Here is a 20,165-nt window from a genome sequence, read left to right on the forward strand (position 1 = left end):
TCACGATACCCGGCTCCACCCCCGATCCCCGGCATCCGGGCACGTGCCGAGTCGGCTCAGGCCGGGGCCTCTGCGTGGTCGGCGTGGTCGGTGTGCGCGATGTGGGTGAGCTGGCGCCAGATCAGCACGACGAAGACCGCGGAGCCGACGAAGGCGAACCAGAACGGCGCCGTCACTCCCCCGTGCTGCGCGATCACCCCGCCGAGGCCCGAGCCGACAACCAGCCCGCCGAAGACGCCGACCAGGTTGACGCTACCGACCCGGCCCTGGAGCTCGTTCGGGACGGCGCGCTGGCGGATGGTGAGCGAGGTGGTGCCCCAGATGAAGGCGTGCGCGCCGAAGACGAAGAAGATCCCCATCGCCACCCAGGCGCTCGTGGTCAGCGCGAGCGAGAGCATCGTCAGGGTCTCGACGACCAGGCCGACGCGCATCAGGTTGCCCAGGCTGACCCGCCGGGTGATCCAGCCGTAGGACAGCGTGCCCGCCAGCCCGCCCACCGCCGACACCGTCGTCAGCAGGCCGAATCCGACCTCGCCCAGGCCCAGTCGCTGGGTCGCGTAGAGCACCAGGATCGACCAGGCGGCGCCGAAGGTGATGTTGAAGACGAAGATGGTCAGCACCAGCGTGCGGACGGCGGGGTGGCGAACCACCCAGCGGAACGCCTCGGCGATGTCCTGCCGGAGGTGGGTCTGGGGCGCCTCTCGCCGGTGCGGCGGCAGCACCACCCGTGCCACCAGCAGCGCACCGAGCGCCACGACCACGCCCTGGGCCAGGAAGGGCAGCGCGTGTCCGGCTGCGAACAGCGCCGCCCCGATCGGCGGCCCCGCGAGCTGGTTGACGGTGATGAAGCCCGTGGTGAGCCGGGCGTTCGCGACCGCGAGGTCGTCGCGGTGGACCAGCATCGGCATCAGCGTCGCGGCCGTGTTGTCGGCGAACACCTCCGCGGTGCCGAGCAGGAACATCGCCAGCAGCACCAGCCAGATCGACACCACGTCGGTGGCGATGGCGAGGGTGAGCAGCACGAGCACGCCCGCCCGGAGCAGGTCGACCGTGACGATGATCAGCCGCCGGTCCAGCCGGTCGGCGAGCGCCCCGGCGTACAGGCCGAAGACCAGCGGCGGCAGCCACTGGAGCAGGGCCGCCATCGCGACCAGCGCCGGGTCGTCGGTCATCGACGCCACCAGGAGCGGCCCCGCCGCGAGCGCGAGCCCGTCGCCGAGGTTGCTCACCCAGGACGACGCGAGCAGCCAGCGGAAGCCGGTGCCGAGACGGCGCGGCGCGACGATCTCCACCAGCCTGCTCACAAGGCGCTGACTCTAGACGCAGCTCCCGACGCATTTCCTCCGGTTTACCGCGCACCGGCCCTGGGGTAGGTCAGGGCAGACGTCCCACCAGGGACCGGAGACGGGGAGACAGCATGATCAAGACGGCTCTGGCGGCGCTCGTGGCGTCCGCCGTGACGGTCGCACCGGCCGCGACCGCGGCACCGACGCACGCCGATCGGACCGACCACGCCCGCGCCGCGAAGGGCGTGACGGGCTCGTGGAAGGGCGCCGTGTACGGCGACGCGGGCGGCCCGGTCGGCTACACCGCGAAGGTGAGGATCACCCAGCGGCACGGGAAGCTGCGCGGCACGATCACCTACCCCGGGATCTGCTCCGGGACCTGGAAGTTCCGCGGGAAGAAGGGCGGCTGGTACACGTTCCGCGAGGTGATAACCCGCGGTCCGAGCCCCTGCGTGAGCCCGGTCAGTGCCAAGGCCAAGCGGGTCGGCGCGAAGCTGAAGGTGGTGTGGCGGGAGCCGCAGACCGGCGACACCGCCAGCATGAAGGCACGCCGGACCTGACCAGCCGTGCCTGGCGACGGTCAGGCGGGCTGCATCTCCGACAGGGACGCGGCTTCGTCGAGGAGCGCGGCGGCCTGCGCGGCCGCGAGCTTGTCGTTCTCCTCGCTCAGGCGCAGCACGAGTGCCTCGAGCTCGCCCACACGCGCGCGCAGCCGAGCGTTCTCGGCCGAGAGTGCGGGAGTCCGCAGGTCGCTGTCCATGTAGCCGATCAGCGCCTTGGCCATGTATGAGCCTTCCGGGGTGGTGAGAGGGGATGGGGTCCGCGATGGCGGGCCGTCTTCAAGAGTCCCACCCAGGGCGCCGCGGGTCAATGTGAGGCGCTCCGGCGGCGGCGCGGGGCGGGCTGGCAGACCGGGCAGAAGTACGACGAGCGGTTCATGAACGCGACCCGGCGCACCGGCGTACCGCACCGGTCGCAGGGCTCCCCCTCGCGCCCGTAGGCGTGCAGGGAGCGGTCGAAGTAGCCCGACTCGCCGTTGACGTTGACGTAGAGGGCGTCGAACGACGTGCCGCCCTCGCCGAGCGCGGCGACCATGACGTCGCGGGCGTGGCCCAGCAGCTCGCGCACCTGGGCGGCGGTCAGCCGCTCCCCCGGGCGCTCGCCGTGCAGCCGCGCCCGCCACAGCGCCTCGTCGGCGTAGATGTTGCCGACCCCGGAGACCAGGCCCTGATCGAGCAGCTGCCGCTTGATGCCGGAGGCCCGCTTGCGGACCCGGCGCACGAACAGGTCGTCGTCGAACTCCGGGTCGAGCGGGTCGCGGGCGATGTGCGCGATCTCCGGCGGCAGCTCGGCGCCGCCCCCGGAGAAGGACAGCCCGCCGAACATCCGCTGGTCGACGAACCGCATCTCGCGGCCCTCGTCGCTGCCGTCGAGGGCGAAGCGGACGCGCAGGTGCCGCTCGGCCGGCGCGTCGGGCGGCTGGACCAGGATCTGTCCGCTCATCCCGAGGTGGCCCAGCAGCGCGTCGCCGCTGTCGAGCGGCAGCCAGAGGTACTTCCCGCGGCGCCGGACGGCGTCGACGCGGCGGCCGGTCAGGGCCGCGGCGAAGCCGGCGGGACCACGTGGGTCGCGGCGCACCGGGCGCGGGTGCAGGACGTCGACGCGGGTGATGGTGGCGCCGACGACGTGGCGCTCGATGCCGGCGCGCACGACCTCGACCTCCGGGAGCTCGGGCACCGGAGCCGGTCAGCCCTGCTCGGCGGCAGTGTCCGCTGCGGTGTCCACGGCGGCGCTGCTTGCCGGGTCAGCGACGTCGAGCTCGCTGGCGATCTCGCCGTACGCCGTCTCGGCGGCCGCCTGCTCGGCCTCCTTCTTGGAGCGCCCGACGCCGTTGCCGTAGAGGCGGTCACGGACCCGCACCTGGGCGGTGAAGGTCTTCATGTGGTCGGGGCCCTCGTCCTCGATGACGTACTCGGGGACGCCGAGCCCGTGCTCGGCCGAGAGCTCCTGCAGCGAGGTCTTCCAGTCCAGGCCGGCGCCCAGCGCGGAGGCGGCCTCGATGAGCGGGTCGAAGAGCCGGTGCACCACCGGGGCGGAGCCCTCGAAGCCCCCACTCAGGTGCACGGCGCCGATCACCGCCTCGACGGTGTCGGAGAGGATCGACGCCTTCTCACGGCCGCCGGTCGTCTCCTCGCCGCGGCCGAGCTTCACGTGCTCGCCGACGCCGATGCCCCGGCCGACCTCGGCCAGCGCGCGGGCGTTGACGACCGCCGCGCGCAGCTTCGCCAGCCGGCCCTCGGACAGGTCCGGGTGGGTGCGGTAGAGCGTCTCGGTGACGACCACGCCGAGCACCGAGTCGCCCAGGAACTCCAGGCGCTCGTTGTTCGGCAGACCACCGTTCTCGTACGCGTACGAGCGGTGGGTGAGTGCGCGCTCGAGCAGCTCGGGGTCCAGCTCGGGGTCCCCGAGCGCTGCTCGCAGCGCGGCGTAGTTGGTCAGCGGACCGGAACCGGTCAGAGGACCTGACGACGGTCGGCGCGCGCGCCGTACTGGCCGCACTCGCCGCACGCACGGTGCGGGAGGTGCTTGGCACCGCAGGCGGGGTTCGCGCAGGTCACCAGCTGGGGCGCCACGGCCTTCCAGGCCGAGCGACGGTGACGCGTGTTGCTGCGCGACATCTTCCGCTTCGGGACAGCCACTGTTCTCTCCTCTAGCCAGGACCGGAGTCTCCGGCCATGTGTCGATCTGGTCTCAGTTCTGGTCGTGCTGGTCCTGCTTCAGGGCCGCCAGCCCCGCCCAACGCGGGTCGATCGGCGCGTCGTGCGCGTGGTCCGGGTCGTCCTTGAGTCGGGCCCCGCAGTCGGGGCACAACCCGGGACAGTCGTCCTCGCACAGCGGCTGGAACGGCAGTGCGAGCACCACCGCGTCCCGCAGCAGGGGCTCCAGGTCGACCAGGTCTCCCTCGAGCGTGCTGACCTCGTCGTCCTCCTCGGAGGGGTTGCGCTGGTCCTCGTAGACGAACAGTTCCTGGAAGCCGACGACCATCCGGTCGGAGATCGGCTCCAGGCACCGCGCGCACTCACCGACGAGCTCGACCTCGGTCGAGCCCGTCACCAGCACACCCTCCATGACCGCTTCCAGCCGCAGGTCGAGCTCGACCTGTGAGCCTTCCGGGACACGGAGGACTTCGATGCCCAGATCTGCCGGTGCCGGAACCGTCCGCGTCACCTGATGCTGGGACCCCGGGCGGCGGCCGAGCTCGCGGGTGTCGAGCACGAGCGGCGCTCTCGGGTCCAGGCTGCTCAGGGTTCTACTTCCGGTTTCAGGCACGACAGATCAGCGAGAAGCGTACCGGTCGGGCGTCGGCCCGGCCAAACCCCGAGGTAGCTCGGACCGAGCCTGCGAGGGACGAGCGTGGGCCGAGGGGGTTGAGGGTGTCGGCTGGGACCGCGCGCCAGCGCGGGACCAGCGACACGTCTCGAAACCCACTAGCGCTCGGCCAGCCGCAGCGTGAGCCGGGCGTGCACGGCGGGCGGCACCAGTGCGGAGACGTCCCCGCCCAGCGAGGCGACCTCCTTGACGAGGCTCGACGACACGTAGCCCCAGGACGCGTTGGTGGGCACGAAGACCGTCTCGACGCCCGTGAGGTGGGAGTTCATCTGCGCCATCGGCAGCTCGTACTCGTAGTCGTTGCCGCCCCGCAGGCCCTTCACGATCGCCGCGGCGCCGATCTCGCGGCAGAAGTCCACGATCAGGCCGGTGAAGCCCATCACCCGCACGTTGGGGAGGTCGGCGCAGACCTCGCGCAGCATCTCCATGCGCGAGTCGGGGTCGAACAGCCGCGACTTCGAGGGGTTGGTGCCGGTCGCGACCACCAGCTCGTCGAAGATCGCTGCCGCCCGGCGGATGATGTCGAGATGACCGTTGGTCACCGGGTCGAACGATCCGGGGCAGACGGCGCGGGTCATGGCGTGGACGCTACCGCGAACCACAGGGTGGTCTCCCCGTAACGCTTCTCACGCTCCCGGCCGAGCCCCTCCGGCCACGCCGGCTCGGGGCTGCGCGACGAGCGCTCGACGACGACCATCGCGCCAGGGGCCAGCCAGCCGTGGTCGACGAGCGCGGCGAGGTCGCCGGCGACCATCTCGTCGTCGAGCGGGTACGGCGGGTCGAGGAAGACCACGTCGTACGCCGCGCTCGGCCGCTTGCGCAGCGTGGCGGCGACCGAGGCCGCGACGACCTCGGCCCTCGGGTAGCCGATCGTCCGCGCGTTGGCGGTGACCAGGGCGGCGGTGCGGCGGTCCTGCTCGACCAGGGTGACGGTCGCGGCGCCACGCGACCAGGCCTCGAGGCCGACCGCGCCGGATCCGGCGTACAGATCGAGGACGCGGAGGCCGTGCAGCGAGCCGCACCACGACTCGATCGCGGAGAAGAGCGCCTCTCGGACCCGGTCGCTCGTGGGGCGGGTGGCGTCGCCGCGGGGCGTCTGGAGCCGCCGACCGCCGGCGCTGCCTCCGATGATGCGGGTCATGGCGTGCTCACGACTTCTCGATGAAGTCGGCCTGGACGGAGGCCTCGAGCCGGGCCACCTCGGTGGCCAGGTCGGGCGCGAGCCTCAGATCGGCGTCCGCGTCGAGGAGTGCGTTGGCCGCCTCGCGGGCCTGCACGATCGTCGCCTCGTCGCGGAGCACGCGGAGGTTCTGCAGCCCGGACCGGAACCCCGACTGCGACTTGCCGAGCACGTCGCCCTCCCGGCGCTGCTCGAGGTCGACCCGGCTCAGCTCGAAGCCGTCGGTGGTCGCGGCGACGGCGTCGAGCCGCTCGCGGGCCGCGCTCCCCTGCTCCGCGCGCGAGACCAGCAGGCAGAGGCCGGGCAGCCCGCCCCGGCCGACCCGGCCGCGGAGCTGGTGGAGCTGGGAGACGCCGAACCGCTCGGCGTCGAGCAGCACCATCGCCGTGGCGTTGGCGACGTCGACGCCGACCTCGATCACGGTCGTCGAGACCAGCACGTCGACGTCCCCGGCGGCGAAGGCACGCATCACGCGGTCCTTCTCGTCGGGCGGCAGCCTGCCGTGCAGCCGCTCGACCCGGAGGCCCGCGAGCGAGGCCTCCGCGAGCTGCGCGGCGACCTCCTCCACGGCGGACAGGCCGCCGGTGGGCGCATCGGGGACCACGGGGTTGTCCTCGTCGTCGAGGTCGACCTGGTCGGTCTCGCCCTGCTCCTGCTCGTCGCCGGTGATGCGCGGGCACACGACGTAGGCCTGATGGCCCTTCTCGACCTCCTCGCGCACCCGCTCCCAGACCCGGCCGAGCCAGCCGGGGTGCTCGGCGAGGGGGACGACGTTGGTCTGGATCGGCGCGCGGCCGGCCGGGAGCTCGGTGAGCGTGGAGGTCTCGAGGTCGCCGAAGACCGTCATCGCGACCGTGCGCGGGATCGGCGTGGCGGTCATCACGAGCACGTGCGGCGGGGCGCCCGCCTTGTCGGTGAGCGCGGACCGCTGCTCGACGCCGAAGCGGTGCTGCTCGTCGACGACGACCAGACCGAGATCGTTGAAGATCACCCGCTCCTCGAGCAGCGCGTGGGTGCCGATCACGATGCCGGCCTCGCCGGTGACGAGTCGCGACATCGGCTCGGCGCGCTGGGCCTTGGTCATCGAGCCGGTGAGCAGCTCGACGTTCGTGGCGTCGGCGGCGCCGCCGAGCATCCCGCCCGCGGCGAGGTCGCCGAGCAGCGCGGTGATCGAGCGGTGGTGCTGCTGGGCGAGCACCTCGGTCGGGGCGAGCAGCGCGGCCTGGCCCCCGGAGTCGACCACGCGCAGCATGGCGCGCAGCGCGACCAGCGTCTTGCCGGAACCGACCTCGCCCTGGAGCAGCCGGTTCATCGGGTGGTCCTGGGCCAGGTCGGCCTCGATCTGCTCCCCCACCTCGCGCTGGCCGTCGGTCAGCGCGAAGGGCAGCCGGGCGTCGAACGCCGCGAGCAGGCCGCCCTGGTCGCCGGTGCGCGCCCGGGCGCCGAGCGCGCGGACCTCGCGCCGCCGCCGGGCCAGCACGAGCTGGGTGACCAGGGCCTCCTCGAAGCGGAAACGCCGCTGGGCGCGGGTGATCTCGGCCCAGTCGTCGGGCGCGTGGATCCACGTCAGCGCCCGACGGGCGTCGAGCAGGTCGTACTGCTCGCGGACCGCCTCCGGGAGCAGGTCGGGCACGTCGTCGACGACCGACAGCGCGAACGCGATGGCCTTCTGGATGTCCCAGGAGTCGACGCCCTTGGTCAGGGGGTAGATCGGGTAGAAGGCGCGCAGCGTCTCCAGCGAGAGCTCGGCGAGGTCCTCGCCCCCGCTGCCGAAGAGCACCATCTGCGGGTTGGTCAGCTGCCACTCGCCGCGGAAGCTCCCGACCTTGCCCAGGAAGATCCCCTCGCGCCCCTCGGCGAGCCGCGCCACGTTCCAGTCGGCGATCCGGCTTGACTGGGCGAAGAACGACATCCGGAGGCTGGCGCCCTCGGCGTGGACCACCGTGTCGACGCGGTACGCCGTGCGTCGGGTGCGCCGGTCGGTGTAGGTCCGCTTCTGCGGCTTCCCGAGGCGACCGGAGATGGTCAGCATCTCTCCCTCGTGCAGCCGCTCGACCCGGCTGAGCTCGCCGGTCTTGAGGTAGCGCCGCGGGAAGTGGTGCAACAGGTCGCCGACCGTGCGCAGGCCGAGCCGCTCGACGATGGCGTCGCGCTTCTTCTTCTGGTCGCCGAGGACGGTGGCGACGGGTGAGTCGAGTGTGATCACGGGTGTGGTGCTCTCATTCCACGGACATCAGCAGCGGGTAGCGCGGCTGGCCTCCGTCGTACACCACGACGTCGACAGCGGGGTGCCGCTCCTCCAGGTACGCCGCGCACCGCGTCGCGAGCGCACCCTCGACGTCCTCCGCGCCCGCGACGATCGTGACGAGCTCCCCGCCGCCGGCGAGCAGCCGCTCCAGGACGTCGGTCGCGACGGCGTAGAGGTCGGCGCCGACGACGGCGAAGTCGCCGGCGATCACGCCGAGGACGTCGCCCGGTTCGCACGGCCCCGCCATCGTCATCGCCTGCTTGGCCGCGACGGTGACCGCCCCCTGCCGCGCGTGGCGCGCGGTCGCGGTCATCTCGAGCACGTCCTGGTCGAACGCGCGCCCGGGCTCGTGCACCGCGATCGCGGCCAGCCCCACGACCTGGGCGTGGGTCGGGATCACCGTGACCCGGATCGCCTCGCCGAGATCGGCCTCCGCCGTGCGCGCCGCGATCTCGGCGACGCGCACCGTGTCGGCGTCGTTGGGGAGCACCACGACCTCGGCGGCGCCGCAGGCGGTGATCGCCTCGAGCAGCTCACCGGTGGAGGGCCGCTGGCCGGGGCCGCCGCCGACCACGACCCCGCCGGCCTCCTCGAACAGCGCCGCGAGGCCGGGGCCGGCCGACACCGCGATCACCCGCCGGCCCTGGCGCGTGGAGACGGTCCGGGCCGCCGCGATCTGCTCGGCGAAGTGCGTCACCCGGATCCGGTGCGGGCGGCCGGCGGCGATCCCGGCCTCGATCGCGGCGCCGACGTCGTCGACGTGCACGTGGACGTTCCAGAGCCCCTCGCCGCCCACGACCACGAGCGAGTCGCCGAGCCCGGCCAGCGTCTCGCGGAGCGTGGGCACCGCGTCGTCGCCGGCGTCGAGCAGGTACATCACCTCGTACGACGGTCCGTCCGGGCTCAGGTCGGCGCCGGGCGCGGGCTGGGGCACGGGGATCTGCCGGGTGCCGAGCGGGGCCGTGACCGGCACCGGCCGGCGGCCGGTCAGCACGGTCTCGGCCGCGTCGAGGATCACGCTGACCCCGCGGCCGCCGGCGTCGACGACCCCGGCCGCCGCGAGGGCGGGCAGCTGCTCCGGTGTCCGGGCCAGCGCCTCCCGCGCCGCCGCCGCGGCGACGGCGAACACGTCGCGAGACCGGGTCCGGGAGTCGCGGACCACGGCCACCGCCGCATCGGCCGCGGCCCGGATCACGCTGAGCATCGTGCCCTCGATCGGCGTACCGACCGCCGCGTAGCTCGCGTCGGCGGCGCACGCCAGCGCCTCGGCCATCACCGCGGCGTTGCGCTGGTCGGGGGCCGCCTCGGAGATCCGGCGCGCGATCGCGCCGAGCATCTCGCTGAGGATCACGCCGGAGTTGCCGCGGGCACCGAGCAGCGCGCCGCGGCTGAACGTCGCGAGCGCGGTGCCGACGTCGACGCCCGGATCCGCCTCGACGGCGTCGCGGATCGCGTCCCGCCCGGAGGAGACGGTCAGGTACATGTTCGTGCCGGTGTCCCCGTCGGGCACCGGGAAGACGTTGAGCGCGTCGATCTCCTCGCGCGCGTCGGCGAGGGCGTCGGTCGCGAGGTCGACGAAGCGGAGCACGACCTCGACCGTGATGACGCCGCCGCGCGGAGTTTCCATCGCCGTCCTCGATCGGGGAGACTGCCCTGGAGCCCCGGTGCGGCTCCGCGGGGAGATGAGTGCCACAGGCTAGTGGCAGTGGCACGATTTCCGCGTCCGCGGGGTGGTCCGATACTCTTGTGCGGTTGCCCGTCCGCGGGCCCTCGACCCGTCTGACCAATCGATTCGTTTCAGGAGTACCTCGTGGCTGCCGTCTGCGACATCTGCGCCAAGAAGCCGGGCTTCGGCAACAACCGGCCGTGGTCGCGCAAGATCACGAAGCGTCGCTTCGACCCCAACATCCAGCGTGTCCGGGCGACCGTCAACGGCACTCCGAAGCGCCTCAACGTCTGCACCGGCTGCCTCAAGGCCGGCAAGGTCACCCGCTGACCTGACGTACCACCGCGAGGCCCCGACCGGATCCGGTCGGGGCCTTTTCGCGTTGGCGGGGGCGGCGGTTTCCCCGGTCCACCGGGGAAACCGGAACTGTTGGGCCGAAGCATCGCCCGAAGAGCTCCGGTTCTGCCCTGAACAGTCGACTCAGAAGTGCGTCCAGCCGGTGGGGCCCTCGTACGGCGCGCCGTCCACGGTCACGCCCGACCCGGCCGCGACCGAGCCGATCACGGCCCAGCCCGCCGGGACGGCGTCCACCGAGGCGAAGGTCGCCAGCAGGGCGTGGTCCTCGCCCCCGCTGAGCATGAACTGGATCGGGTCGGCGCCGAGCGCCGCACCCACGGCGTGCAGCGGCTCCGGCACGTCGAACGCCGAGGCGTGCACGTCGATCGCGACGCCGGAGTCGTCGGCGACGTGGCCGGCGTCGGCCAGCAGGCCGTCGGAGACGTCGATCATCGCGGTCGCGCCGGCCTCGGCGGCGATCCGCCCGGCGTCGTACGGCGGCTCCGGGCGGCGGTAGGCCTCGACCAGCACCCGCGGCGAGCGGAAGCCCCGGCCGAGCACCGCCAGGCCGCCGGCGGACCAGCCCTGCCGGCCGCAGATCGCGAGGACGTCGCCCGGCCGGGCTCCCGAGCGCAGCACCGGCGCCTGGGTGCAGCCACCCAGCACGGTCACCGCGATCACGATCTGGTCGGAGCGGGTCAGGTCGCCGCCCACGACGCTGGCGCCGACCTGCGCGCACTCGTCCGCGAAGCCGCGGGCGAAGTCGAGCGCCCACTGCACCGGCAGCTCGGCCGGCGCGGCGAGCCCGATCGTCAGCGACGTGGCCCGGCCGCCCATCGCGTTGATGTCGGAGAGGTTCTGGGCCGCGGCCCGGTGACCGACGTCCTCGGCGCTGGCCCAGTCGCGACGGAAGTGCCGGCCCTCGACGAGGAGGTCCGTCGAGACCACCACGTGGCCGTTGCGGATGCGCAGCACCGCCGCGTCGTCACCGGGCCCGACCAGCACCTGCTCCCCCTGCGGGAAGAGGTCGACCAGCGCCGAGATCAACCCGAACTCCCCCGCGTCGGCGAGCGTTGCGTCGGGCGGGAACGGGGTGCGTGCGGCCATGTGCCCATCCCACCAGACGCCGGTGTCCAGCACCCGCGGCACCTACCGGCAGGCGCGGAGCGCGCGGTAGGTTGGGGCCTCCCGCACGCAACCAACCCGAGGGAGAGCGCGATGGTCGTCCAGGCGTACATCCTGATCCAGACCGACGTCGGCAAGGCCGCCGAGGTGGCCTCCGCGATCGCCCAGGTCAAGGGCGTGACCCTCGCCGAGGACGTCACCGGTCCTTACGACGTCATCGTGCGCGCGGAGGCCCGCAACGTCGACGAGCTGGGCAAGCTCGTGGTCTCGAAGGTGCAGAACCTCGACGGGATCACCCGCACGCTGACCTGCCCCGTCGTGCACATCTGAGTGCCCGATCACTCCAGGTCCCGACGCCCCGTGTCGCTACTGGCACGGGGCGTCGTCGTGTGCGCGGCGGTCGCGCTGACCGCAGGCTGCTCCAGCGGTCCGGTCGAGATCGACGCGCCCGCCCTCTCGGGCTCCGCGGCCGCGGACTGCCGTCGCCTCGTCGCCGAGCTGCCGGACTCGCTCGCCGGCCAGGAGCGGCGCGAGACGACCGGCGACACGGCGTACAGCGCCGCCTGGGGCGACCCGGCGATCGTGGTCACCTGCGGGGTCGGCGAGCCGGCCGGGTACGACCTGGGAGCCTCGTGCGTGCAGGTCGACGACGCCGGCTGGTACGTGCCCGACGAGGTGCTGGCCGCGGCCGCGGAGGGCGACGAGGACGTCGACGTGACCGCCACCGAGCTCAACTACCGCCCCCGCGTCGAGCTCCAGCTGCCCGCGGACTACCGGCCCGACGGGTTCGGCAACGCCATCGGCGCCCTCACGCAGGTGATCGCCCGGGAGTTCGAGAGGACCGGCCGCTGCCGCTAGGCAGCCGGTCGGCTGTCAGCGCAGGCCGGTGTCGCGCGCGAGGGCCAGCCTGATCAGGCGGTCGACCAGCGCGGGGTAGTCGACGCCCGAGGCCGCCCACATCCGCGGGTACATCGACGTCGGGGTGAAGCCCGGCATCGTGTTGATCTCGTTGACGACGAGGTCGCCTCCGGGCAGCAGGAAGAAGTCGACCCGGGCCAGGCCCTCGCAGCCGACCGCCTCGAAGGCCCGCACCGAGAGCTCGCGGAGCCGCGTGACCACGTCGTCCGGCAGGTCGGCCGGCACGTCGAGCTCGGTGTGCTCCTCGGGGAGGTACTTGGCCGCGAAGTCGTAGAACTCGTGGTCGCCGCTGATCCGGATCTCCGCGGGCACCGAGGTCTCCGGCGTCCCGTCCAGCGCCTGGAGCACGCCGCACTCGATCTCGCGGGCGTCCACGGCCGCCGTCTCGACGAGGACCTTCGGGTCGTAGCGGAAGGCCTCCTCGACCGCCTGATCGAGCTCGGCGGCGTCGTGGACCTTGGAGATCCCCAGGCTCGAGCCGCCCCGGGCCGGCTTCACGAACTGCGGGTAGCCCAGCCCGGCGGCCCGCGCCCGGCAGCCGGCGGCGTCGCGCTGCCACTCCGCCGCGGTCACGGTCACCGAGGGCAGCACCGGCAGCCCGGCGGCCGCGAGCGCCACCTTCATATGGGCCTTGTCCATGCTCACCGCCGACGCGAGCACACCCGCGCCGACGTACCGGACCCCGGCCATCTCGAGCATGCCCTGGATGGTGCCGTCCTCGCCCCAGGGCCCGTGCAGGAGCGGGAAGACGACGTCGACGTCGCCGAGTGTGCGCGGGGGCTGCGCCGGCTCGGTCACGACCAGACCGGTCGAGCTCGCCTCCGGCGCGAGCGCGATCGTCGCCCGGTCGCCGTCGACGGAGGGCAGCTGGTCGCGGCCCCGGATCCGCAGCCGCTCCGGGTCGCCGGACTCCAGCACCCAGCGACCGTCGGTCGCGATGCCGATCGGCACCACCTCGTACTGCTCGCGGTCGATCGCGGCGAGCACGCTGCCGGCGGTGATGCAGGAGACAGCGTGCTCACTGGACCGGCCGCCGAAGACGACTGCGACGCGACGCTTGCGGGAGGGGGAGTTCATCGGCACGACCCTATCCATCTACTTTGGACGCATGACCGACGACCCGCGCGCCCCGCAACCGTCGCTGCATCCCGCCACCATCGCCGTGACCACCGGTCGGCCGGCGCGCGAGCCCGACCAGCCGCTGAACCGGCCGATCACGATGGCCTCGACGTACGTCGCGGGTGGGGACGTCGAGTACGGCCGCTACGGCAACCCGACCTGGGAGGCGTTCGAGGTGACCCTCGGCGCGCTCGAGGGCGGCCGCGCCCTGGCCTTCTCGAGCGGCATGGCCGCGGTCACGACGGTCCTCGACCTGGTCGGCCACGACGCGCTCGTGATCGCGCCCGCGCACGCCTACAACGGCACCCTCCTCGAGCTCGCCGACCTGGAGGGCCGAGGCCGGGTCCGCACCAAGCTGGTCGACGTGACCGACACCGCGGCAGTCGTCGGCGCGGTCGAGGACTCCGCGCTGGTGTGGCTGGAGTCCCCCACCAACCCGGCGCTCGAGGTGGCCGACATCCCGACCATCGCCGCCGCCGCGCGGGCGGCCGGTGCGCACGTCGTGGTCGACAACACCTTCGCGACGCCGATCAACCAGCGGCCGCTGACGATGGGCGCCGACATCGTCGTCCACTCGGCCACGAAGTACCTCGCCGGCCACAGCGACGCGCTGCTCGGCGCGGTCGTCACCGCCGACGACGAGCTGTACGCCGTGCTGAAGGGCCGTCGCGACATGCTCGGCGCCGTCCCCGGCACGCTCGAGGCCTGGCTCGCGGCCCGCGGCCTGCGCACCCTGCACCTGCGCGTCGAGCGGGCCCAGCAGAACGCCCAGGAGCTCGTCCGCCGACTCGAGGGCCACCCCGCCGTCAGCCAGGTTCGCTACCCCGGCTTCGGCGCGATCGTGGCGATCGTGCTCGCCGAGGGCACGCTCGCCGCCGACCTGCTGTGCCGCACGACCTCGCTGTGGGTGCACGCCACCTCGCTCGGCGGCGTCGAGTCGACGTTCGAGCGGCGCCGCCGGTGGAAGGCGGAGCCGGCGACGATCCCCGAGGGCCTGGTGCGGCTCTCCGTCGGCGTCGAGGACGTCGAGGACCTCTGGGCCGACCTGGCGAAGGCGCTCGACGACCTGGGGTGAGCCCGCCTGCGGTGGTTTCGAGGCTCAGGCGCCAGAGCGCCTTCGCACCTCAACCACCGTGCTCGGCGGTTGAGGTGCGAGGAGCGCCAGCGACGAGCCTCGAAACCCCCGGGCCCCGCTGGTTGAGGTGCGAGGAGCGCCAGCGACGAGCCTCGAAGCCCCCGGCGAACCGGCTCAGTCGGTCTCGGCCTTGGTGTCGCGGGCGATGAAGGCGTCCATCGTCTGCTGGGCCGTCATCCGGCCGGCGATGACCTCGTCGACGTACTGGGCGACGGGGGCGTCGACGCCGGTGCGCGCGGCCAGCGCCCGCAGCGACGAGCACGACTTGGCGCCCTCGGCCACCTGGCGGGTGGAGGCGATGATCTCCTCGGTCGTCAGGCCCTGGCCGAGCTTCTCGCCGAAGGTCCGGTTGCGCGACAGCGACGAGGAGCAGGTGGCGACCAGGTCGCCGAGGCCGGCGAGGCCCATCAGGGTCAGGGGGTTCGCACCCAGCGCCATCGCCAGGCGGGCCGTCTCGGCCAGGCCGCGGGTGATCACCGAGGCGGTCGTGTTGTCGCCGAAGCCGAGCCCGACGGCCATGCCGACCGACAGCGCCACGACGTTCTTGTAGGCGCCGCCGAGCTCACAGCCGAGCACGTCGACGCTGGTGTAGGGCCGGAACGCCGGCGAGTGCACCCGGGCCTGGATCCGCTTGGCCACCTCCTCGTCGGCGCACGCCACCACCGACGCCGCGGGCTCGCGGCGGGCGATCTCCTTGGCGAGGTTGGGGCCGCTGACGACCGCGATGCGCTCGGGGCCGGCGCCGGTGATCTCCGCGATCACCTGGCTCATCCGCTCCAGCGTGCCGAGCTCGACGCCCTTCATCAGCGACACGAAGACCGCACCCGGCTCGACGTACGGCGCCCACTGGGTCAGGTTCGCGCGCAGCGACTGGGAGGGCGTGGCCAGCACGACCACGTCGGCCCCGTGCAGCGCCTTCTCGACGTCGTGGGTCGCCTGGATGACGGGCGGCAGCTCGATCCCCGGGAGGTACTCGGTGTTCTGGCGCCGATCGTTGATGGTCGCGGCGACCTCCTCGCGGCGTGCCCAGATCGTCACGTCGTTGCCGGCGTCGGCCAGCACGATGGAGAACGCCGTACCCCAGGAGCCGGCGCCGAAGACAGCGATCTTGCCGTGCGAACCGGTCACGACGGCTCCTCCCGTGGGGTCTGGTGCTCGGGCTTGTTCGGGTTCCCGGTCTCGCGGACCCCCGCCTTCCTCATGTCGAAGCGCTCGGCTGGCGCCTGCTCGCCGCGCACCTCCTCGACGAGCGCGGTGACCGCCGCCATGATCCGGTCGGTGGCCCGCTGGATCACCGGCATCGAGCGCGGCTCGGCGGCCAGGTCGGCGAGGTCGATCGGCTCCCCCACCAGCATCGTGACCTTCTTGCGTGGGAAGAAGTCGGGCCGCTTGGCGTACGGCGCGAGCAGCTGCTGCGCACCCCACTGCCCCACCGGGATCACCGGGCAGCCGGTCTCGAGAGCGATCCGCGCCGCTCCGGACTTGCCGGTCATCGGCCACCCGCCCGGGTCGCGGGTGATCGTCCCCTCGGGGTAGACCACGACGCACTTGCCCTCCCGCACCGCGGCGACCGCGGCGTCGAACGCGCCCGCGGCGTTGCGGCTGAGTCGCTCGACCGGGATCTGACCTGCGGCGGTGAGGAAGTAGGCGAGCCCCTTGTTCTTGAAGAGCCCGGACTTGGCCAGGTAGTGCGGCAGCCGGCCGTGGTCGTAGACCAGGTGCGCCGCCAGCAGCGGGTCGACGTGCGACACGTGGTTGAGCACGATGATGCAGCCACCGGACGCCGGGATGTTCTCCCCGCCGACCCACTCGTGGGTGGTGGTGGCGAACAGCGCGCCCCGCACGATGGGCTCGGCGAAGCGCCAGGCCCAGTTGCGTTTCTCCTGCATCCTGCGAACGACCACGTGCGCAGGCTACTCGCTCGGGTGCCCCGGTCCCGGTCTGCGACGCGGACGCGGCGCCGCCGGCCGGCACCGGGCCTGACAGGATCGGAGTGATGTCCGCACCCCAGCCCCTCCAGCGGTACGCCGTCCTGGTCCCCGTCAAGCCACCCGCCATCGGCAAGTCGCGCCTCGCGACGTTCGAGGCCGACGTACGCCGCCGGCTCGCCGAGGCATTCGCCCAGGACACGGTGCTGGCCTGCCTGCGCGCCGAGCGCGTGGGCCAGGTGCTGGTCGTGACCGACGACGCCCACCTCTCCCGGGCGCTCTCCGCGCTCGGCTGCGCGGCGATCCCCGACGGCGTCTCGGGCGACCTGAACGGCACGCTGCGCCAGGCGGCGGCCGAGGCGCACCGCCGCTGGCCCGGTCTGGTCCCGGTCGCGGTCTGCGCCGACCTCCCGGCGCTGCGATCGGGCGACCTGGACGCCGTCCTGACCGGGCTGCCGGACGATCGCCCCCACTTCGTGCCCGACGCCGCCGGCATCGGCACCACGATGTACGCCGCCGGGCACGACCGCTTCGACCCGCGGTTCGGACCGCGCTCGCGCGCCGCACACCTCGCCGCGGGCGCGCTGGAGGTCGCCGACGCCCCGGCCTCGGTGCGCCGTGACGTCGACGACGCCGACGACCTCGCCGACGCGACCGGCCTCGGCCTGGGACCGAACACCTCGGTCGCGGTGCTCGCGACATGACGAACGGGCCGCCACCCCGCAGAGTGACGGCCCGTTCGTCGATGACGCGCTGCGTCAGGCCTTCTTGGCGGTCTTCTTCGCCGTGGCCTTCTTCGTCGCGGTCTTCTTGGCCGGAGCCTTCTTGGCCACGGTCTTCTTGGCCGGAGCCTTCTTGGCGGGCGCCTTCTTGGCCACGGTCTTCTTGGCGGTGGCCTTCTTGGCGGGCGCCGCCTTCTTCGTCGCGGCCTTCTTGGCGGGCGCCTTCTTGGCGGGCGCCGCCTTCTTGGCCGTGGCCTTGGTGGCGGTGGCCTTCTTCGCCGGAGCCGCCTTCTTCGCGGGCGCCGCCTTCTTGGCCGGAGCGGCCTTCTTCGCCGTCGCCGTGGCCTTCTTGGCCGCGGCCGGAGCGGCGGCCAGCGTCAGCTTCGGGAGCTTCTTGGCGCCCGAGACGACGTTCTTCAGGTCGGCACCGGCGGTGAACTTCGGCACCGCCGTCTTCTTCGCCTTGATGCGCGCGCCGGTCTGGGGGTTGCGCACCCAGCGGGCCTCACGGATCCGCTTCTCGAACGAACCGAAGCCGGTGATGGCGACCTTCTCGCCCTTCGTGACCTCGCGGGTGATCGTGTCGAGCACGGACTCGAGGGCGTGGGCCGCGGCCTTCTTGTTCCCGTCGAAACGGGCGGAGAGCGCCTCGATGAACTCTGACTTGTTCACTGTCTTCCCTTCCAATGAACGCTTGTGGTCGAGCCCATGCTCGACTTTCTCCAATGCACGCTAGGTAAACGGGGCCGCACTCACAATCACCACAGGGTGTTTTGCTCGGTGTTTTTCGCCATGAATTTGTCGCACCGGAGTCGGGCAGACCCCGCTCGGGCAGGCTCAGAACCGCTCAGCAGCGGGTGTTTGCCACCGATCCGGGCCGCTCGGGAGAAGGTGGCCGAAATCGACCGATGCCGAGATTTCCCAACCAGGACAGGGAAATCTCGGCATCGGCCGTGTCGTTGGTGAAGGTCAGCCGACCTTCTGCGTGGCCGGCTTCCAGCCGGGCCGGGTCGCCTCGAAGGCCGCGATGTCAGCCTCGTGGCCCAGGGTGATGCCGATGTCGTCGAGACCCTCGAGCAGACGCCACCGCGTGTAGTCGTCGATGTCGAAGGAGTCCTCGATGCGGTCGGGGCCCTCGCCGGCGGTCACCGTGCGCGACTCGAGGTCGACGGTGACGGCCGCGCCGGGGTGAGCCTCGAGGTAGTCCCACAGGCGCTGCACGACCTTCTCGTCGACACGGCCGGCGAGCAGGCCGGCCTTGCCGGAGTTGCCGCGGAAGATGTCGCCGAAGCGCGGCGACAGCACGGCCTTGAACCCGTAGTTCTGCAGGGCCCAGACCGCGTGCTCGCGCGAGGAGCCGGTGCCGAAGTTGGGGCCGGCCACCAGCACCGACCCCACGGCGTACGCCGGGTTGTTGAGCACGAACGACGGGTCGTTGCGCCAGGCGGCGAACAGGCCGTCCTCGAAGCCGGTGCGCGCGACCCGCTTGAGGTACTCGGCGGGGATGATCTGGTCGGTGTCGACATCGCTGCGCCGCAGCGGGACGCCGACGCCGGTGTGGGTCGTGAACTTCTCCATGACGTTCTCCCTCTGGTCGTCGGGTCAGCGGGCCGCGGCCGGCGCGAGGTCGGCGGGCGAGGACAGGGTGCCGCGGACCGCGGTCGCGACGGCGACCGGCACCGAGACGAGGTGGGTGCGACCGCCCTTGCCCTGGCGGCCCTCGAAGTTGCGGTTGGACGTCGAGGCACTGCGCTCGCCGGGCGCGAGCGTGTCGGCGTTCATGCCCAGACACATCGAGCAGCCCGCGCCGCGCCACTCGGCGCCGGCCTCCTTGAACACCAGGTCGAGACCCTCGGCCTCGGCCTCGAGGCGCACCCGGGCCGAGCCCGGCACGACGAGCATCCGGGTGCCGTCGGCGACCCGATGGCCCTTGATGACCTCGGCGGCGGTGCGCAGGTCCTCGAGGCGACCGTTAGTGCAGGAGCCCACGAAGACCGTGTCGACCCGCACGTCGCGCAGCGGCGTGCCGGCCTCGAGGGCCATGTAGCGCAAGGCGTTCTCGGCCGCGACGCGGTCGATCTCGTCGTCGAAGTCCGTCGGCGCCGGGACGCTGCCGCCCAGCGGCGCGCCCTGGCCCGGGTTGGTGCCCCAGGTGACCCACGGCGTGACGTCAGCGGCGTCGATCACGATCTCGCGGTCGAAGACCGCGTCGTCGTCGGTCACCAGCGTCCGCCAGTGCGCCACCGCGGTGTCCCACTCGGCGCCCTTCGGCGACTCGGGGCGATCCTTGAGGTAGGCGTAGGTCACCTCGTCCGGCGCGATCATGCCGGCCTTCGCGCCCCACTCGATGCTCATGTTGCACACGGTCATCCGGCCCTCCATCGAGAGCTCGCGGATCGCCTCGCCGCGGTACTCCACGATGTAGCCCTGGCCACCACCGGTGCCGGTCTGGGTGATCAGGTAGAGGATCAGGTCCTTGGCCGTCACGCCCTCGGGCAGCGAACCGTTGACGGTCACCGCCATCGTCTTCGGGCGGGCCTGCGGCAGCGTCTGCGTCGCCAGCACGTGCTCGACCTCCGACGTGCCGATGCCGTGGGCGATCGCGCCGAACGCGCCGTGCGTCGAGGTGTGCGAGTCGCCGCACACGATCGTCATGCCGGGCTGGGTCAGGCCGAGCTGCGGTCCGACCACGTGCACGATGCCCTGCTCGATGTCGCCGAGCGAGTGCAACCGGACGCCGAACTCCTCGCAGTTCTTGCGCAGGGTCTCGACCTGCGTGCGCGAGATCGGGTCGGCGATCGGCTTGTCCCAGTCGATCGTCGGCACGTTGTGGTCCTCGGTCGCGAGGGTGAGGTCCGGCCGACGCACCCGGCGGCCCGCCAGGCGGAGGCCGTCGAAGGCCTGGGGTGAGGTCACCTCGTGGATGAGGTGGAGGTCGATGAAGAGCAGGTCGGGCTCCCCGTCGACCGACCGGACGACGTGCTCGTCCCACACCTTCTCCGCCAGGGTCCTGCCCATGACTCACTCCCTCCATCGCGACTCGCGACCGACACCGCAGTCGGCGCGCGCACGGATTTCCGCGCGTCGACCACCCTAGCCCTTGCATCCCATG

At 72.7% G+C, this 20,165-nt stretch carries 23 protein-coding genes; 6 read left to right on the forward strand and 17 right to left on the reverse strand.

Translation table 11 applies throughout. The annotated features are described in order from the left end of the window. Window positions 1–56: 56 nt before the first annotated feature. The gene (locus FHU40_RS01800) at window positions 57–1,304 is read right to left on the reverse strand and encodes an MFS transporter (protein ID WP_183590581.1); all 1,248 of its coding nucleotides are present in this window, start codon (window positions 1,302–1,304) and stop codon (window positions 57–59) included. Window positions 1,305–1,417: 113 nt separating this feature from the next. On the opposite strand from FHU40_RS01800, the gene FHU40_RS01805 reads away from it, so the two are divergent. After that, complete coding sequence (locus FHU40_RS01805) at window positions 1,418–1,846, forward strand: hypothetical protein (protein ID WP_183590582.1); 429 nt, start codon at window positions 1,418–1,420, stop codon at window positions 1,844–1,846. Between the two features lie 20 nt (window positions 1,847–1,866). On the opposite strand, the gene FHU40_RS01810 is transcribed toward FHU40_RS01805, so the two are convergent. The 9 genes from FHU40_RS01810 to FHU40_RS01850 form a co-directional block, all read right to left on the reverse strand. Next, on the reverse strand, window positions 1,867–2,070 hold the full coding sequence (locus FHU40_RS01810) for a hypothetical protein (protein WP_183590583.1): 204 nt from the start codon (window positions 2,068–2,070) through the stop codon (window positions 1,867–1,869). Window positions 2,071–2,153: 83 nt separating this feature from the next. Further along, window positions 2,154–3,023, reverse strand: coding sequence for a bifunctional DNA-formamidopyrimidine glycosylase/DNA-(apurinic or apyrimidinic site) lyase (gene mutM, locus FHU40_RS01815; protein ID WP_183590584.1), 870 nt, complete (start codon window positions 3,021–3,023; stop codon window positions 2,154–2,156). 9 nt (window positions 3,024–3,032) lie between these two features. Continuing rightward, entirely contained in the window at window positions 3,033–3,845 is an 813-nt protein-coding gene (gene rnc, locus FHU40_RS01820) for a ribonuclease III (RefSeq protein ID WP_183590585.1), read from the reverse strand. After that, a complete protein-coding gene (rpmF, locus tag FHU40_RS01825; protein WP_181644900.1) occupies window positions 3,800–3,985 on the reverse strand; it encodes a 50S ribosomal protein L32 in 186 nt (61 codons plus the stop codon). Before rpmF ends, rnc begins: the two co-directional genes overlap by 46 nt. A 52-nt stretch (window positions 3,986–4,037) precedes the next feature. Beyond that, entirely contained in the window at window positions 4,038–4,400 is a 363-nt protein-coding gene (locus tag FHU40_RS01830; protein ID WP_343057675.1) for a YceD family protein, read from the reverse strand. A 374-nt stretch (window positions 4,401–4,774) separates the two neighbouring features. After that, a complete protein-coding gene (gene coaD, locus FHU40_RS01835; RefSeq protein WP_183590586.1) occupies window positions 4,775–5,254 on the reverse strand; it encodes a pantetheine-phosphate adenylyltransferase in 480 nt (159 codons plus the stop codon). Then, window positions 5,251–5,817, reverse strand: coding sequence for a 16S rRNA (guanine(966)-N(2))-methyltransferase RsmD (gene rsmD, locus FHU40_RS01840; RefSeq protein WP_183590587.1), 567 nt, complete (start codon window positions 5,815–5,817; stop codon window positions 5,251–5,253). Before rsmD ends, coaD begins: the two co-directional genes overlap by 4 nt. Window positions 5,818–5,824: 7 nt before the next feature. Beyond that, a complete protein-coding gene (locus FHU40_RS29290) occupies window positions 5,825–8,062 on the reverse strand; it encodes a DEAD/DEAH box helicase (protein WP_183590588.1) in 2,238 nt (745 codons plus the stop codon). 13 nt (window positions 8,063–8,075) lie between these two features. Next, window positions 8,076–9,731, reverse strand: coding sequence for a DAK2 domain-containing protein (locus FHU40_RS01850; RefSeq protein WP_183590589.1), 1,656 nt, complete (start codon window positions 9,729–9,731; stop codon window positions 8,076–8,078). 183 nt (window positions 9,732–9,914) lie between these two features. Here FHU40_RS01850 and rpmB point away from each other — a divergent pair, with 183 nt between their 5' ends. Then, window positions 9,915–10,100 carry a 50S ribosomal protein L28 gene (gene rpmB / locus FHU40_RS01855; RefSeq protein ID WP_011756723.1) on the forward strand — a complete coding sequence of 62 codons (186 nt, stop codon included), beginning with the start codon at window positions 9,915–9,917 and terminating at the stop codon, window positions 10,098–10,100. Window positions 10,101–10,250: 150 nt separating this feature from the next. Here the strand turns inward: rpmB and FHU40_RS01860 are convergent, their stop codons facing one another. After that, complete coding sequence (locus FHU40_RS01860; RefSeq protein WP_183590590.1) at window positions 10,251–11,213, reverse strand: thiamine-phosphate kinase; 963 nt, start codon at window positions 11,211–11,213, stop codon at window positions 10,251–10,253. A 111-nt stretch (window positions 11,214–11,324) separates the two neighbouring features. On the opposite strand from FHU40_RS01860, the gene FHU40_RS01865 reads away from it, so the two are divergent. Together FHU40_RS01865 and FHU40_RS01870 are read left to right on the forward strand one after the other, a co-directional pair. After that, window positions 11,325–11,561: an Lrp/AsnC family transcriptional regulator gene (locus FHU40_RS01865; protein WP_056149245.1), complete on the forward strand. Its 237-nt coding sequence runs from the start codon at window positions 11,325–11,327 to the stop codon at window positions 11,559–11,561. 30 nt (window positions 11,562–11,591) lie between these two features. Further along, window positions 11,592–12,089 (forward strand): DUF3515 family protein, encoded by a 498-nt coding sequence (locus tag FHU40_RS01870; RefSeq protein WP_183590591.1) that lies wholly within the window; start codon window positions 11,592–11,594, stop codon window positions 12,087–12,089. 15 nt (window positions 12,090–12,104) lie between these two features. On the opposite strand, the gene FHU40_RS01875 is transcribed toward FHU40_RS01870, so the two are convergent. Continuing rightward, complete coding sequence (locus tag FHU40_RS01875) at window positions 12,105–13,226, reverse strand: D-alanine--D-alanine ligase family protein (protein ID WP_183590592.1); 1,122 nt, start codon at window positions 13,224–13,226, stop codon at window positions 12,105–12,107. A 31-nt stretch (window positions 13,227–13,257) separates the two neighbouring features. Between FHU40_RS01875 and FHU40_RS01880 the strand changes: the two genes are divergently transcribed. Beyond that, the gene (locus tag FHU40_RS01880) at window positions 13,258–14,343 is read left to right on the forward strand and encodes a trans-sulfuration enzyme family protein (RefSeq protein WP_183590593.1); all 1,086 of its coding nucleotides are present in this window, start codon (window positions 13,258–13,260) and stop codon (window positions 14,341–14,343) included. 174 nt (window positions 14,344–14,517) lie between these two features. On the opposite strand, the gene FHU40_RS01885 is transcribed toward FHU40_RS01880, so the two are convergent. Both FHU40_RS01885 and FHU40_RS01890 read right to left on the reverse strand, forming a co-directional pair. After that, on the reverse strand, window positions 14,518–15,531 hold the full coding sequence (locus FHU40_RS01885; protein ID WP_183590594.1) for an NAD(P)H-dependent glycerol-3-phosphate dehydrogenase: 1,014 nt from the start codon (window positions 15,529–15,531) through the stop codon (window positions 14,518–14,520). Further along, the gene (locus FHU40_RS01890; protein ID WP_343057676.1) at window positions 15,528–16,307 is read right to left on the reverse strand and encodes a lysophospholipid acyltransferase family protein; all 780 of its coding nucleotides are present in this window, start codon (window positions 16,305–16,307) and stop codon (window positions 15,528–15,530) included. The genes FHU40_RS01885 and FHU40_RS01890 overlap by 4 nt, the downstream gene beginning before the upstream one ends. Window positions 16,308–16,399: 92 nt before the next feature. Here FHU40_RS01890 and cofC point away from each other — a divergent pair, with 92 nt between their 5' ends. Next, window positions 16,400–17,035 (forward strand): 2-phospho-L-lactate guanylyltransferase, encoded by a 636-nt coding sequence (gene cofC, locus FHU40_RS01895; protein WP_183590595.1) that lies wholly within the window; start codon window positions 16,400–16,402, stop codon window positions 17,033–17,035. Between the two features lie 54 nt (window positions 17,036–17,089). Here the strand turns inward: cofC and FHU40_RS01900 are convergent, their stop codons facing one another. The 3 genes from FHU40_RS01900 to leuC form a co-directional block, all read right to left on the reverse strand. After that, window positions 17,090–17,725 carry an HU family DNA-binding protein gene (locus tag FHU40_RS01900; RefSeq protein WP_183590596.1) on the reverse strand — a complete coding sequence of 212 codons (636 nt, stop codon included), beginning with the start codon at window positions 17,723–17,725 and terminating at the stop codon, window positions 17,090–17,092. A gap of 297 nt (window positions 17,726–18,022) precedes the next feature. Next, on the reverse strand, window positions 18,023–18,631 hold the full coding sequence (gene leuD, locus FHU40_RS01905) for a 3-isopropylmalate dehydratase small subunit (RefSeq protein ID WP_183590597.1): 609 nt from the start codon (window positions 18,629–18,631) through the stop codon (window positions 18,023–18,025). A 24-nt stretch (window positions 18,632–18,655) separates the two neighbouring features. Beyond that, window positions 18,656–20,071: a 3-isopropylmalate dehydratase large subunit gene (gene leuC / locus FHU40_RS01910; RefSeq protein WP_183590598.1), complete on the reverse strand. Its 1,416-nt coding sequence runs from the start codon at window positions 20,069–20,071 to the stop codon at window positions 18,656–18,658. Window positions 20,072–20,165: the final 94 nt, after the last annotated feature.

Source organism: Nocardioides soli (assembly GCF_014191495.1).
Lineage (GTDB): Bacteria > Actinomycetota > Actinomycetes > Propionibacteriales > Nocardioidaceae > Nocardioides > Nocardioides soli.

Coding starts and splice junctions, on each gene's coding strand:
- FHU40_RS01805 (WP_183590582.1), top strand. CDS start 1,418: ATGATCAAGACGGCTCTGGCGGCGCTCGTGGCGTCCGCCGTGACGGTC.
- FHU40_RS01810 (WP_183590583.1), bottom strand. CDS start 2,070: ATGGCCAAGGCGCTGATCGGCTACATGGACAGCGACCTGCGGACTCCC.
- coaD (WP_183590586.1), bottom strand. CDS start 5,254: ATGACCCGCGCCGTCTGCCCCGGATCGTTCGACCCGGTGACCAACGGT.
- rsmD (WP_183590587.1), bottom strand. CDS start 5,817: ATGACCCGCATCATCGGAGGCAGCGCCGGCGGTCGGCGGCTCCAGACG.
- FHU40_RS01850 (WP_183590589.1), bottom strand. CDS start 9,731: ATGGAAACTCCGCGCGGCGGCGTCATCACGGTCGAGGTCGTGCTCCGC.
- FHU40_RS01860 (WP_183590590.1), bottom strand. CDS start 11,213: ATGGCCGCACGCACCCCGTTCCCGCCCGACGCAACGCTCGCCGACGCG.
- FHU40_RS01865 (WP_056149245.1), top strand. CDS start 11,325: ATGGTCGTCCAGGCGTACATCCTGATCCAGACCGACGTCGGCAAGGCC.
- FHU40_RS01875 (WP_183590592.1), bottom strand. CDS start 13,226: ATGAACTCCCCCTCCCGCAAGCGTCGCGTCGCAGTCGTCTTCGGCGGC.
- FHU40_RS01880 (WP_183590593.1), top strand. CDS start 13,258: ATGACCGACGACCCGCGCGCCCCGCAACCGTCGCTGCATCCCGCCACC.
- cofC (WP_183590595.1), top strand. CDS start 16,400: ATGTCCGCACCCCAGCCCCTCCAGCGGTACGCCGTCCTGGTCCCCGTC.
- leuD (WP_183590597.1), bottom strand. CDS start 18,631: ATGGAGAAGTTCACGACCCACACCGGCGTCGGCGTCCCGCTGCGGCGC.
- leuC (WP_183590598.1), bottom strand. CDS start 20,071: ATGGGCAGGACCCTGGCGGAGAAGGTGTGGGACGAGCACGTCGTCCGG.